The sequence below is a fragment of the Kribbella yunnanensis genome (genome assembly GCF_039529655.1).
In the GTDB taxonomy this organism is placed as follows: Bacteria; Actinomycetota; Actinomycetes; order Propionibacteriales; family Kribbellaceae; genus Kribbella; species Kribbella yunnanensis.
Window position 1 is genome coordinate 43908 of record NZ_BAAANF010000003.1, and the last position, 13062, is coordinate 56969.

A 13062-nucleotide genomic window follows, 5' to 3' on the forward strand; every position below is an offset into this window, starting at 1 on the left:
GACTGGTATTCGGCGGGGAGGAGATGTTGTGGATGCCGATGTGATTGTGGTGGGGGCCGGGGCGGCGGGGTTGGCGGCGGCTCGGCGGTTGGGTACGGCGGGACTCGACGTACTGGTGCTGGAGGCGCGGTGGCGGATCGGTGGGCGGGTACACACCGATCGGGGGTTCACGCGGTTTCCAGTGGAGCGTGGCGCGGAGTTGTTGCAGGGTGCGGAGAGCCCGCTTGGTCAACTGGCCAAGGAGATTGGGGCTCGGCAGACACCGGCGATGACGATGCGGCGCGGGCGCGTGCTGGACGGTGGGCGGATGCGCGGGCTGCTGCCGTGGACGTTGCCGGCGGTGCCGAAATTGGCTGCGGTGATGCTCGCCGTACGGCGATCGGCGGGGAAGCCGGATCAGTCGTTCGCCGAACTGCTGGCTCGTCGGAGCGTTGGTGGGCGGGCGCTGCGGATGGCCGATGCGGTCGCGCACGATGTCTGTTCGACGCCATCCGACCTCAGCGTGCACGAAATGGCGGCCGTGATGGGCGGTGCTGAGGAGTCCGGTGGGCAGCAAAGACTGCGCGATGGGCTCGACCAGGTGATCGACTACCTGGCCCAGGACTGTGTTATCGAACTGAACAACCCGGTCAAGGTCATCCGCCACTCGGCCGACGGGGTGACCGTCGAAGCGGATCGCGCCTACACCGCGCGGGCTGTCGTCGTGTCGATCCCGCTCGGGGTGCTGAAGGCCGGCGGTACCGAGTTCGCGCCCGAGCTACCGGCGGCCAAGCAGCATGCGATCGAGCAGTTGCGGATGTACTCCGCAACGAAGGTGATCCTGCATTTCGACCAGGTGTGGTGGCCGGAGTCGATGTCCTACCTGCTCGCGGATCCCGACGTGCCGGTGTTGTGGCCGCCGCGGCCCACCGAGCCGGTGCTCACGGCCTTCGTCACCGGGCCGCGGTCCGACGCGTTGCGCCCGCCACCAGGGCCGGTCGCGCGGGTCCTCGACGTACTGCGACCGCACCTGAACGGCGCTGAGCTTGTCGACTCGCAGGTGGTCGACTGGGGTGTCGATCCCTGGTCGCGCGGCGGTTACTCGTCCGCGGCCCCGGGTGGCACCCAGCTGCGCGACGTACTGGCTGCTCCCTTTGGGCGGGTCCATTTCGCTGGTGAGGCGACCGACACGACCTCGCCCGGCACGGTCAGCGGGGCGCTGCGATCCGGTACCCGGGCGGCCGAGGAAGTACTGCGATCGGTCAGCCCCTAGACTCCGCGCAATGAACGGACTGCAGCGGCTGATCGGCAAGCTCGGCACCACCAGAGCCTTCGCGGGCATCGGCCGCGCGCTGGTCCGCGTCGACGAGCGATTGCTCCGCAGTACCAACGGCCGCATCGGCATCGGTTCGGGGATCGGCCTGCGCACGCTGTTGCTCACCACAACCGGCCGCCGCAGCGGCCAGCTCCGTCAGGTCCCGCTCCTGTACGTCGAACGCGACGGAGCCTTCGTCGTCATCGGCTCCAACTGGGGTGGCGAGAACCACCCCGCTTGGTCCGCCAACTTGATCGCCCAACCCGAAGCCAGCGCCACCGTCCGCGGCCGCACCATCCCGGTCCACGCCCGCCTCCTCACCGGCGACGAACGCCAGCAGATGTGGGACGCGGTCGCCGCCTACTGGCCGGCCTACAACACCTACGCCACCCGAGCCCCGAACCGCGAGATCCGAGTCTTCCGCCTGGATCGGGTCAGCTGAGCTGGATCGTGGTCGCGGCGGTCGTTCCGTCGCGGTACCGCACCTGCACCGGGACCAGGTCCGGGCCCACGAACTCGAAGCCGGGCACCCAGAATGCGAAGAAGCCGTTCTTGACGGTCGCCTTCACGACGCCATGCTTCGGGCTGGTGTAGGTCAGCCCGACGATGTCGGAACCGGCCCAGCCGATCGCTGAGGTCACGTAGCCGGCCTGCTTGCCGCCGACCGCACCCAACTGCAGGACCGCGAGCTCTCGCGGACCGACCGGCGGATGGTTGGGTCCTGCGGAGCCGCCGTAGCCACTGCGTTTGTCGTAGTCGACGACGTTCGTCATGCAGTAGCCCTGGAACTTGGGCGGACCCTTGAGAACCACGATCGCCCACTTGCCCCGCCGTTCGGCCATGGCAACCTGGGCGCTGTTGCTGGGCCCCGTGCTCTCCAGCGAGTACCGGCAGTCGGCGACGGCTCCGGCGTACTCCTTCGGCGACAGCCCGGACGGTGCTGCGGTCCAACCGGCGTACGCATCACCGTTCGGCAGCAGGCCACTCCGAGGGACCAGGACGACGGCTGCTCCGATCGCGATGGCGGCGGTGGCGACCGCGGCCCGAACCAGCGGGCGACGGAGCCGATGCCGAGGGACGTCGTACGACGGGTCGGTGGCCACGATGCGCTCCAGCGACGCCTGAGCGCGGGGGCTGTGGGGGTCCGGATCACCTGAGGCGGGATCCAGGGTCTTCAGGGCGGCGAACTCGTCGAGGGGCTTCATGTCGGTTGCCTTTCGGTGACACGTGCTTCGGTGGTGGGACGGTGATCGAGTTGACCGCGCAGGGCATTGCGCGCCCGGGACAGCCGCAGGCGGTACGCGACGCTCGTGATGCCGAGCACCGCGGCCGCCTCGCGGCTCGGGAGGTCGTCGATCACCGCCAGAGCAAGTGCCTCCTGATGGACGGCGGACAGGCGGGCCCACGCACGCGTGAGATCGACCTGCCGTGCCACGAGTTCGGTGTCGTCCGGCAACGAGGTCTCGACGACCTCGGCCAGGCGGACTGCGACCGCTCGTTGCCGGCGGGCGCCTCGGTGGCTGTTCAGGATCGTGTTGCGGACGATCCCGAACAACCACGCCCGCGCGTCCGGCAGCTGGCTCGGCGCGTCGTCCAGCCGCCGCCAGGCGGTCAGGAACGCCTCCGCCACGGTGTCCTCGGCCTGCACCTCAGGCACCCGCCGCTGTGCGAACCGCACGAGATCGGCGTACGTCGCCTCGTACAAGGCCACGAACCGTTCCGCGCGCTCATCCGGTTGCTTGCTCATGCCCCTACTTGTCCACCACACCCCAAGGTGTATCTCACCAAAGGGTGAGCGAATCCGGATCGACGGATCCGTCGTCGGCGTCGTGGCGCAGCGTGATGGTGTTGGTCCCGGCGGCCAGGTCGACAGTGACGTAGGCAGACGACCAGGTGGTGTTCCAGTCACCGGTCGGCAGGAACTCGACCTTCCGCGGTACGGCGCCGTTCACCAGCAGCGTCAGGGTGTTCGTGGTGTCGGTGCCGTTGCTGTAGCGGATCTCGACGACCTGCGGTCCCGGCCGAGCGGCGGTCACGTCGACGGTCACCGAACTACCACTCGCCTGGTCGAGCCAACCGACGTACCCGCTGCCGGTGTAGCCGCTGCCGACGGTGTCGACCCGCCCAGTCCCGGTGAGCCGGCCGTTCTCGGCCTCGACGCGCGGCGGCAACGCCGTACCGGCTGCGCGCAGGAGAAGCTCCTTGCGGGTCTTCGCCATCAGATCGGTGTCGTCGGTGAAGTTGTCGTAGCCGCGCATCAACGCATCCGCGAGCCGCTGGGCCGCGACCGGATCACGCTGCTTGAGGATCGAGAGCAGCTCGTACTCCTCGTTCCCGTCCCGTGTCGCCAGTGATCGCACACTCGTCCGCACGGTCCCGTTCGGTACGTCGGGATAGACGATGTACCCGTCACCCGGATACGGCTCGACTTCGCCGTACTGGCCGGAGGTCCACGCGTTGTAACCCCAGTGGAAGAAGCCGGTCGCGCCGTACTTGAAGTTGCCCCAGGCAAGTTGTCTGGCCGTGTACGCCGGGTACGTCGACCATCGGTTCAGCCAGCCGTCCCGGGCATCCGGCTGTAGGCAGACGTACGTCCACACCTCGTCACCGGCGGCCTGCCGGTCGCGGTAGAACTGCTCGTTCTCCTGCAGTTTGTCGATCAGCGGGATCCACACCGACAGGTTGCCGACCAGTTCGGGGAACAGGCCGATGACCGCGTCCTGGGTCTTCGCGTCAGCGCCGAAGTACTGCCGGTACTTGCCGACGGCCCAGTTGTAGTTGGCGAGCTTGTCCTCCTTCGGCTCGTCGGAGATCGTCTGGTACCAGATATCCGTCCAGCCCTTCGCATCGAGATGTGCTTTGAGAGCAGGCAGATACTGGTCGAGCCAGCGGTTCGCCTTCGGGCTGTCGACCGGGGCGAGCGCGACCTTGTTCACACCGTCCTCGTTGTCGATGATCCAGACCTGGTCGGTGTGCAGCGCGTTCAGCAGCGGGTTCCCGCGCAGCCGCGCGACCGATCCGTGCCGGATGAACAACTCGACGAACTGATCGAACTTCGTCCAGTCGAAGTGGTACGTGTCCCCCACCAACGTGGTCGGCCCGTCCAGCAGTGGATCGATCGAGATGTGCACCTGGTTCTGCCGGGTCGCCTTCTGCTCCTTGGCGAAGTCCTCGATGAGTTTCCACCACTGCGCCGAGTACCGCGGGAAGTGGTACCGATCGACGATCTCGTCGGCCACCACACCACCGTCGGTGTCGGCGTACTCGTTGAAGAAGACGTTCCAGGTGCTGTAGATGTACTTGCTGTCCACCGCGTTCGGCACGTCGATCGGATAGACCGTCAGCCGCATCGGTACGGCGATCGCCCCGGTGTTCGTCGCGATGTCCACCGAGCCCGTGTAGGTACCGACGGCCTGTCCAGCCGGCACGTTCACGGTCACCCAAATGCCTTGCGTCGTGTTCGCCGACACGGCCTTCGACCGCTCGTTCCCCAGCGGATCCGGGAATAGTTGACCCTTCTCCGGCGCGTGGTGGTTCTGGAACTTGTACTCCAGATTCCCCGCCGGGATGGTCCCCGCCGACCCGGTCAGCGCGCTGAGGGTGACGCCGGTGATCGTGAACGACGCGGTGTGCCGCAAGAGGATCTGGTACGACTCGGCCTCGTTGCGCGCTGCGTCCCAATTGATCGACGTACTGGCGCCGGCCGGGCGTTGATCGGTCTGGAACACGCGTTTCCAGGAGTCGGCCGTCCACACCCTCGCGACCGCCGCGACCGCGGGAGTCGCTCCGGTCATCAGCAGGGCGAGTACGACGAGCGGGACGAGAAGCCGGTGAAGTCTCATGAGCAGATGTCCTTGCCGTGAGCTGCAGCGTGGGTGAAAATCACTCTCAGGCAATCACTCCGGCTTGACAAGGATTATCACCAGCATGCAGACCTCGGGGGTTCTGGACCGGGTGTTGACGTTCCGTGCGCAGATGCCGGCCACGATGGCCCGGGTCGCCGCCGTACTGGAGGCTGACCCGGCCGCGCCGCTCGAACTGTCCATCACCGGCCTGGCCGAGCGCGCCGGGACCTCCGCGGCGACCGTCACCCGGCTCTGCCGCCTGCTCGGCTTCTCCGGCTACCCGGCCCTGCGGGTGGCGGCCGCCCAGGATGTCGGCCGCGGCGATCGCGACCGGGCGTGGCTCACCGACTTCGGCGATTCCTTCGCGCCCGGCGACTCCCCGTCGACCGTCCTCTCGACCCTCCTGAACGCCCAACTCGTCGCCATCCGAACCACCGCGCAGCAGTACGACCTGCCCGCGCTCACCAGCCTCGCCACCCGCATCCGCCACTGCCAAAAGCTGGACGTGTACGCCGTCGCCGGGAGCGGCCTGGTTGGCCGCGAACTCGCTGCCCGGCTGGCCCGGTTGGGTGTCAACGCGCATGCGCACATCGACCGGCACAGCGGTCTCCCGAGTGCCGCGCTGCTCGGCGAAAACTGTGTGGCACTGGGGATTTCCAACCACGGCGACACCGAGGACACACTCGGAATGTTGTCCGAGGCAACGAGACGCCGGGCCTGGGCGGTCGCGATCACCAGTTCGCCGGAGACCGCCATGGCGGCGATCGCCGATCAGCACATCACCGCGGCCTCGCCGCACTCCGACGTACAGCCTGATGAGGTTGCTGCGCGGCACGCTCAACTGCTGACTGCCGACCTGCTCTACCTGCTGGTCGCCCAGGTCGATCCGGCGCTCACCGCGCGCACTCTGGCGGCCACCGCCGAGGCCTTCACCCACCGGGTGTGACCTGGAATTCGTGGACCCCCTCTATTCTTCAACGATTCGCTTAGGTTAGCCTCGCCTAACCGCGAATGAGGAGGATCCACCCTGTGGAAGGCTTCGAACTGATCGGGGTCGGTTTCGGCCCATCCAACCTGGCTTTGGCGATCGCTGCCGGTGAACTCGGCGCGGCGACCCCGCGGCAGCTGTTCCTGGAGCGGCAGCCGCGGTTCGGCTGGCACCGCGGGATGCTGATCGAGGACGCGACCATGCAGGTCTCGTTCCTCAAGGACCTGGTCACCCTGCGCAACCCGGCCAGCCAGTTCAGCTTCCTGAACTTCCTGCACTCCAGCGGACGGCTGATCGACTTCATCAACAACAAGACGCTGTTCCCGCTGCGCGTCGAGTTCCACGACTACCTCGAGTGGGCCGCGGCTCAGGTCGACGACGTCGTCCGCTACGACCGCACTGTGGAGGCCGTGCGGCCGATCACGAACGACGGTGTCGTGGACGAGTTCGAGGTCACCTCGACGTCGGCTGACGGCAGCGCCCGCGAGACGTACCGGACCCGCAATCTCATCCTCGGGACCGGCCTGTCGCCGCGGCTGCCCGACGGTGTGACGGCGTCGGACCGGGTGTGGCACAACCGTGAGCTGCTCGACCGCGTTGAGCAGCTCGGTGACGACGCAGCGCCGCGCCGCGTGGTCGTCGTCGGTGCTGGTCAGAGTGCGGCCGAGGTCACCGGGTTCCTGCACGAGCGGTTCCCGTCGGCCGAGGTGTGCTCGGTGTTCTCGCGGTTCGGGTACAGCCCGGCCGACGACAGCCCGTTCGCGAACCGCGTGTTCGACCCGGACGCGGTCGACGAGTTCTACTCGGCGCCGGAGGACGTCAAGCAGCAGCTCCTCGGGTACCACGCGAACACGAACTACTCGGTCGTCGACACCGAGGTCATCCAGGACCTGTACCGCCGCAGCTACCGCGAGCGCATCGTGGGCAAGGAGCGGCTGCGGTTCTTCAACGTCTCCCGGGTGATCGACCTGCACGACACCTCGAGCGGTGTCTCGCTCACGGTCGAGTCGCTGAGCACCGGCCAGAAGACGCCGCTCGATGCGGACCTGGTCGTGTTCTGCACCGGCTACACGCCGGGCGACCCGACCGACCTGCTCGGTGACCTGGGCAGCGAGTGCCGCCGGGACCAGGCTGGGCGGGTCCGGATCGGCCGCGACTACCGCGTCGTCACGACGCCCGTCGTACGGGCCGGCATCTATCTCCAGGGTGGGGGCACCGAGCACAGCCACGGGTTGGCGTCGTCGCTGCTCTCGAACATCTCCGTCCGGGCCGGCGAGATTCTCGACTCGATCCGGCAGCAGCCGGTCGCACCACTCCGGCCAGCTGTCGCACAACCCGTCGGTGTCTGAAGGAGTTGAGATGAGCAACCCGTTCGATGATGCCGAGGGCAGCTTCCTGGTTCTCGTGAACGATGAGAACCAGCACAGCCTGTGGCCGGAGTTCGCCGCCGTCCCCGATGGCTGGCGGAACGTCTTCGGCCCCACCGGCCGCCAGGCCTGCCTCGATTACATCGAGACCAACTGGACCGATCTTCGCCCGGCCTCGTTGATTGCGCAGGACGACTCGGCCGCCTGAAGGGTCAGCCTTTCCGGGCAACAACCAACCAAATCGTCCCGAGGACCGTCAGCCAAGCGAAGCGGGAGTGCCCCGCTGGACTGACTCGGGGGTTGGCGCATGCGATTCACACGATCGGTGGTGGCCTTGGCCGGGGCGGCCTTGCTCACCACAGCCGCGGGGGTGGCGGCGACCGCTGATGTCGGTGCCGGGTGGCAGACCGGCGCACAGCCTGGTGACAGTCAGCGCGTTCTGACGTTGCTGACTGGTGACCGGGTTGCCGTGACCGCACGGCCGGGAATGCCGGAGCAGGTGCGATTCCTGCCGACGGCGGGCAGTGGTTCGGCGGGGGCCACTGTTTCCCGGGCGAACGGGCACACGTTCGTCGTACCGTTCGCGGCGCGTACGCCGATCGCCTCCGGGCGGATGGACCGCCAGCTCTTCGACATCACCACCCTGCTCGCCCAGCTCGGCGACGACCAGGCATCGGACCGGATCCCAGTCATCGTCGAGTACGACGGCCCGCCGCGCGAGGCCGCTGCCAAGGCGCAACGTGCGCTGCCGGGTACCGCGGACGGCACCGCGCTCACGTCGATCGGAGCGCGCGCCGAGTCGGTTCGCCGTACGACCGCCAAGGACTTCTGGCAGTCGCTGGCCGGCAGCGGCTTGCAGAAGCGATCGGCTCAGGCCGTCCGCAAGGTCTCGCTGGATCGGAAGGTCGCACCGGCACTCGACTGGAGCGTGCCTCAGATCGGCGCAACCACCGCATGGAAGCGCGGCCTGACCGGCAAGGGCGTCAAGGTCGCCGTACTCGACACCGGGATCGACGCGACGCACCCGGACCTGAAGGGCAAGGTCCAGGCGGCCAAGGACTTCTCCGGTTCCGGCAACATCGTCGACCACTACGGGCACGGCACCCACGTCGCGGGCACCATCGGCGGCACCGGCGCCGCATCGAAGGGCAAGTACCGCGGGGTCGCGCCGGACGTCACCCTGCTCAACGGCAAGGTGATCGGCGACGACGGCATGTCCTCGGAGTCGAAGGTCATCGCCGGCATGGAGTGGGCAGTTGCCCAGGGCGCCAAAGTCGTCAACCTCAGCCTGCACGCGGATGGAACCGACGGCACCTCTGCGCTCGCGCGTTCACTCGATGCCCTGAGCAAGAAATCCGGCACCCTGTTCGTCGCCGCGGCCGGCAACGGCTGTGGCCGGCGTGGACTCATCCAGGCACCCGGTGCCGCCGAGCAGGCATTGACCGTCGCCAACCTCGAGCGCGACGGCAGCCTGAACGAGAGCTCTTGCCTCGGACCGAACCCGGACCACACCGGCAAGCCGGACATCGCCGCTCCGGGCACCGACATCGTGGCGGCACTGGCCGCCGGTTCCGAGGGCGAGCCGGTCGACAAGTACTACACCCCCATGACCGGTACGTCGATGGCCACGCCCCACGTGGTCGGCACCGCCGCACTGCTCGCGCAGCAGCACGGTGATTGGAAGGGCGACCGGATCAAGGCGCGGTTGATCTCGACCGCCGATCCCCTGCTCAAGCAGCCGCTCGACGATTCCGGCACCGGTCGGGTCGATGCCGATCAGGCCACCGACAACGGCGTCACGGTTGACACCGCCGAGCTCGAGATGGGCACCTACCTCTGGCCGCACCGAGCGCCGAAGCCCTTCAGCCAGGTGCTCACCTATCAGAACAACGGCACGACCGCCGTGACGCTCAACCTGAGTGCTCCGCTGGACGCGGGCGACAACGGGGCGGCGGCGAAGCTCAGCACCACGAAGCTCGTCGTACCGGCCAAGGGCAAGGCGTCCGTCACGGTCTCGGCCGATCCCGGTCTGGGTAAGGTCGGCCGGCACGCCGGGCGCGTCGTCGCGACTCCGGCTCAGGGCGATCCGCTCTACACGTCGTACGGGTGGTTCCTCGAGCCGGAGATGTACGACGTCACCGTGAAGGGCGTCCTCGGCGACGGAACGCCGGCCGACTCGCTGCTGTTCGTCACCCGGCCCGACGGTGGACCCGTCGACACCTGGGACGGCAACGGCGGACCGGACATGATCAACGGGGTCGCGAAGATGCGGATCGAGCCCGGCGTCTACTCGATCGTCGGCACGTTCCTACAGCCCGCGACGGCCAAGACCGCCGACAAATTGGTGATCGCCGCCCAGCCGGAGGTTCGGATCCGGAAGGCGACCACGATCACGTTGGATGCGCGTAAGGCGGTTCCGGTCGGGGTTTCGCTCGCCGGGAAGCATCAGCTCGCGCCGGCCGCCAGCTCGATGGCCTATTACCGCTTGAACCGGTTCGGGAAGCTCAGCGGTTTCGAAGAGGTCGAGGTGGACGACACCCCGATCGAGCTGCGTGCAGTTCCCACATCTGGTGTCACGGTCGGAAAGATGGAGTTCAGCACGGCGACCAGGCACGAGACGCCGCCGTACCGGATGAAGCTCGGAACCCGGGAACTGCCGGTCGCGGAATTGACCGATGGGCCGCGCATCGCTGGAACCAAGCTGCTGACCGCGGTCAATGCGGGGACCGGTACGGCGGCCGACCTGAAGCGCGCCGTGGGCAAGCTGGCGGTGGTCGCGCTGGACGGGTTGCAGGGGCAGGTCGATGTCGCCCGCGCAGCGCAACAGGCCAAGGTCGCCGGCGTGCTGTTCTACGACCCGAATGTCGCGGGGTTCGGCGTCGACGAACTCTTCCTCGGCGACCGGACGCTACGGATCCCGGTCCTGCATACCTCGCGTGAGGTCGCCAAGACGTTGTCCGGCAAGGTCGTGCGGATCGACGGGACGAACGGATCGCCGGAGGTGTTCGACCTGCTCAAGGCTTGGCCGGGACGGGTGCCGCTGCGGCCGGTACACCAGTACCAGAAGGCTCAGCTGGCGCGGATCGCGGAGTCGTATGCCGCGCACAGCAAGGTCACGCAGCTGTGGGAGTCGAAGGTCGGGTACACGCCGCTTGGCGAGGCGCACGGTCTGCGGCCGCTCCCCCTCGCGATCGGTCCGTTCCAGCGGACCGCTTACGTGACGCCGGGCGCATGGGAGCAGCGCGTCGACATCGGTTCGGCGGATTCCGGCAGCCGGGGCCGCGCGGCGGCATACCGTTATCGGACGGGCGAGCGCCGTACGGTCGCCTGGGGTGGACCGGTCGCGACCTCGGGGTTGCCGTCGGCAACTACGACTTGGCCGTCAGACATCGGTGTGCAGAGGACTGGCAAGAATCTGGTGATCGGGCTTGCGCCGTTCGTCGCGGGTGGGGCGCAGTACGAGGAGCCGGACGGCTTGTCCACCGGCACCTACGCGCTATCGCTGAAACGCGACGGGAAGGTCCTGGTCGAGGCGGAGGAACTGCTGATCAACGGGCCAGTGCCTGATGCCCCCGGCAACTATCAGCTCGCACTGGACGTGCAGCGGAGCGAGCCGTGGTGGAAGTACTCCACGCAGATCCGCAGCACGTGGGACTTCCGCTCCCGGGCTGGTGCGGCTGAGACGATGCCGCTGATCCTCGCCGACCTCGGCTTGCCGCAGGCAACCAACCTGAACCAGGCCCGCGTCGGTACGGCGACGCCGCTCACCGTGTCGTTGCGCCACCAGACCGGCGCTCCGACCGCGTCGTACAAGAGTGTGAAGCTGCTGATGTCGTACGACGGCCGCAGCTGGAAGCCGGTGCCGTTGTCCAAGAAGTCGGCGACGCTGTACACGGCCAGCGTCAACCACCCGGCCGCCCGAGCAGGCGGCACGGTCGATCTGAAGCTGGACGTCACCGACGCGGCAGGTGGGCGCCTTCAGCAACAAGTCACCAAGGCGTATGGTCTGACTAAGTAGGGCCTAGGCCTGCGGGTATGGCGAGTCCTGCAGGCCTAGGTTCTTCCACACGAAGCGCGGGACCCGGGCCAGGAAGTCCCGGAGGAAATAGGAGCACCGGGCAATCGTCTGGTGGTCGTGCCGGCCGGCCTCGAACCAGGCCCAGTTGCCGACCACCTGGAACGACGCCGGTTTGACTGCCATCAGGAACTCCATCTGGCGCGGGTGAATGACGTCGTACGCGAACTTCTGGTCCCGGGCGTGGATCGCGAACTCCTCGTTGAAGGCTTCGCTCTCGAAACTGATCCCGGACCCGAACCCGCGCCGGCTGACCTGCAGCCAGGGCATCCCTACCGGCAGCTCGAAGCCGAGAATCGGCTCACTGTGGTTCTCGGTCACCGTGCGTGTGGTCGTCCGGCCCTCGGAGTCGGTGGAGCTCTCGGTGCGGGTGGTCTTCCAGTGGTGGGTGAAGGCGACGAACGGCGGCCCGTCGCCGTCCCGGCCGCGGATCACCTCGCTCGTGCTGTGATCGTGTCCGCTCTGCGTCACCGGCGTGCTGTGCAGCAGGCTGTCGTCCTGGCCGATCCAGTACCAGTCCGGGTGCTGGTAGAAGCTCAGCCGCGGTTCCTTCGGCGGCTGGATCCAGCGGTCCAGCGGCAGCGCGTCGATGGCTGCCGCGAGCAAGGCCACCTGGTCCAGCCACGGCGCCAGCAGCTCGGGATCCTTGCGCGGCGGATCGAGGATGACGAGCTGGTCGCCATCGATGCTGAGATTCACGCCCGGCTGTCCACCCGCCAGCGTGAGCAAGGCGGTACACAGCTGACCGCTGAGCACCTCGGTAGCGAACGCCGGGTCCTGGACGCCAACCGCCCAGCCCGCGCCCAGCTGCGGTGGCACCGGCACCATCGTCGCGGCCACGCCGGACCGCGGCACGGTCTGCCCACCCGTGATCCACAACTCCGGCAGCCGGCGTGACAACGTCACCATGCCGACCCAGCCCTTCCAGTACTCACTGCCGTACTCGATCACCTGAAACGGCCGCCCGGCGGTGGTCAGGCCGGTGATCTGGTCGTCCGGATTCCGCGTGAACCCCATCCCGAACGGCGGATTGGACAGCCGCGCCACCGAGTCGAACACCGGGCTGCCCACGAACGTCCAGCCGCGATCCCGCAATGACTTGACATACCGCTGCCGCCGGACGAACAGCCCCACGCCGACCGCCGTACCGGCCAGCAGCAGCACAATCAGGATCAGGCTGAAGATCTGGTTCCCGGTCATGGAGTCGAGCCAATCACATCGGCGGGTCCCGGAGCGGTCAGCTGCTGCTAGAGTCGGCGGCTCAACTGCATATCGCGCCGTTCGAATCGGGGCGGGAGAGTCCGGGCTCACCATGACCCGGCGCCGAAGGAGCAAATCTCCCCAGAATCTCTCAGGCCCACTGACCGTTCCGATGAGGCGAACTCTGGAAAGCCGGGCCCCCGCGTAGCTGCGAGGACACCCGCACCCACGGTGCAAACCGCCTCACCCGGCGGTGAAGCTCTCAGGTACAGATGACAGAGCGGGGAGGTCAC

At 67.8% G+C, this 13062-nt stretch carries 10 protein-coding genes and 2 riboswitches; of the genes, 6 read left to right on the top strand and 4 right to left on the bottom strand.

Annotated elements, in window-relative coordinates:
- Nucleotides 1-28: 28 nt before the first annotated feature.
- Both ABD231_RS05075 and ABD231_RS05080 read left to right on the top strand, forming a co-directional pair.
- The gene (locus ABD231_RS05075; RefSeq protein ID WP_344145694.1) at nt 29-1252 is read left to right on the top strand and encodes a flavin monoamine oxidase family protein; all 1224 of its coding nucleotides are present in this window, start codon (nt 29-31) and stop codon (nt 1250-1252) included.
- Between the two features lie 10 nt (nt 1253-1262).
- Nucleotides 1263-1736 (top strand): nitroreductase family deazaflavin-dependent oxidoreductase, encoded by a 474-nt coding sequence (locus tag ABD231_RS05080; protein WP_344145697.1) that lies wholly within the window; start codon nt 1263-1265, stop codon nt 1734-1736.
- Here ABD231_RS05080 and ABD231_RS05085 read toward each other — a convergent pair.
- Genes ABD231_RS05085 through ABD231_RS05095 form a run of 3 tightly spaced genes read right to left on the bottom strand, consistent with a single transcriptional unit; the run spans nt 1729 to nt 5136 of the window.
- Complete coding sequence (locus ABD231_RS05085; protein ID WP_344145700.1) at nt 1729-2499, bottom strand: hypothetical protein; 771 nt, start codon at nt 2497-2499, stop codon at nt 1729-1731. The genes ABD231_RS05080 and ABD231_RS05085 overlap by 8 nt on opposite strands.
- Nucleotides 2496-3041, bottom strand: a complete 546-nt coding sequence (locus ABD231_RS05090) for an RNA polymerase sigma factor (RefSeq protein WP_344145703.1) — start codon at nt 3039-3041, stop codon at nt 2496-2498. The genes ABD231_RS05085 and ABD231_RS05090 overlap by 4 nt, the downstream gene beginning before the upstream one ends.
- A gap of 34 nt (nt 3042-3075) precedes the next feature.
- Nucleotides 3076-5136, bottom strand: a complete 2061-nt coding sequence (locus ABD231_RS05095) for a glycoside hydrolase domain-containing protein (protein ID WP_344145706.1) — start codon at nt 5134-5136, stop codon at nt 3076-3078.
- Nucleotides 5137-5221: 85 nt separating this feature from the next.
- Here ABD231_RS05095 and ABD231_RS05100 point away from each other — a divergent pair, with 85 nt between their 5' ends.
- The 4 genes from ABD231_RS05100 (at nt 5222) to ABD231_RS05115 (ending at nt 11512) form a co-directional block, all read left to right on the top strand.
- A complete protein-coding gene (locus tag ABD231_RS05100) occupies nt 5222-6085 on the top strand; it encodes a MurR/RpiR family transcriptional regulator (RefSeq protein ID WP_344145709.1) in 864 nt (287 codons plus the stop codon).
- 83 nt (nt 6086-6168) lie between these two features.
- Nucleotides 6169-7476, top strand: a complete 1308-nt coding sequence (locus tag ABD231_RS05105; RefSeq protein WP_344145712.1) for a lysine N(6)-hydroxylase/L-ornithine N(5)-oxygenase family protein — start codon at nt 6169-6171, stop codon at nt 7474-7476.
- Between the two features lie 10 nt (nt 7477-7486).
- A complete protein-coding gene (locus ABD231_RS05110) occupies nt 7487-7702 on the top strand; it encodes an MbtH family protein (RefSeq protein WP_344145715.1) in 216 nt (71 codons plus the stop codon).
- Between the two features lie 99 nt (nt 7703-7801).
- Entirely contained in the window at nt 7802-11512 is a 3711-nt protein-coding gene (locus ABD231_RS05115) for a S8 family serine peptidase (RefSeq protein ID WP_344145718.1), read from the top strand.
- 3 nt (nt 11513-11515) lie between these two features.
- Here ABD231_RS05115 and ABD231_RS05120 read toward each other — a convergent pair whose 3' ends face one another.
- Nucleotides 11516-12769, bottom strand: a complete 1254-nt coding sequence (locus tag ABD231_RS05120) for a hypothetical protein (RefSeq protein ID WP_344145721.1) — start codon at nt 12767-12769, stop codon at nt 11516-11518.
- 82 nt (nt 12770-12851) lie between these two features.
- Nucleotides 12852-12946, top strand: a riboswitch (glycine riboswitch).
- A riboswitch (glycine riboswitch) is annotated at nt 12947-13058 on the top strand.
- Nucleotides 13059-13062 lie beyond the last annotated feature (4 nt).

Bases quoted from the DNA above. Each gene is read 5' to 3' on its own strand.
- ABD231_RS05110 (WP_344145715.1), top strand. From the start codon at position 7,487: ATGAGCAACCCGTTCGATGATGCCGAGGGCAGCTTCCTGGTTCTCGTG.
- ABD231_RS05080 (WP_344145697.1), top strand. From the start codon at position 1,263: ATGAACGGACTGCAGCGGCTGATCGGCAAGCTCGGCACCACCAGAGCC.
- ABD231_RS05100 (WP_344145709.1), top strand. From the start codon at position 5,222: ATGCAGACCTCGGGGGTTCTGGACCGGGTGTTGACGTTCCGTGCGCAG.
- ABD231_RS05115 (WP_344145718.1), top strand. From the start codon at position 7,802: ATGCGATTCACACGATCGGTGGTGGCCTTGGCCGGGGCGGCCTTGCTC.
- ABD231_RS05120 (WP_344145721.1), bottom strand. From the start codon at position 12,769: ATGACCGGGAACCAGATCTTCAGCCTGATCCTGATTGTGCTGCTGCTG.
- ABD231_RS05095 (WP_344145706.1), bottom strand. From the start codon at position 5,136: ATGAGACTTCACCGGCTTCTCGTCCCGCTCGTCGTACTCGCCCTGCTG.
- ABD231_RS05085 (WP_344145700.1), bottom strand. From the start codon at position 2,499: ATGAAGCCCCTCGACGAGTTCGCCGCCCTGAAGACCCTGGATCCCGCC.
- ABD231_RS05090 (WP_344145703.1), bottom strand. From the start codon at position 3,041: ATGAGCAAGCAACCGGATGAGCGCGCGGAACGGTTCGTGGCCTTGTAC.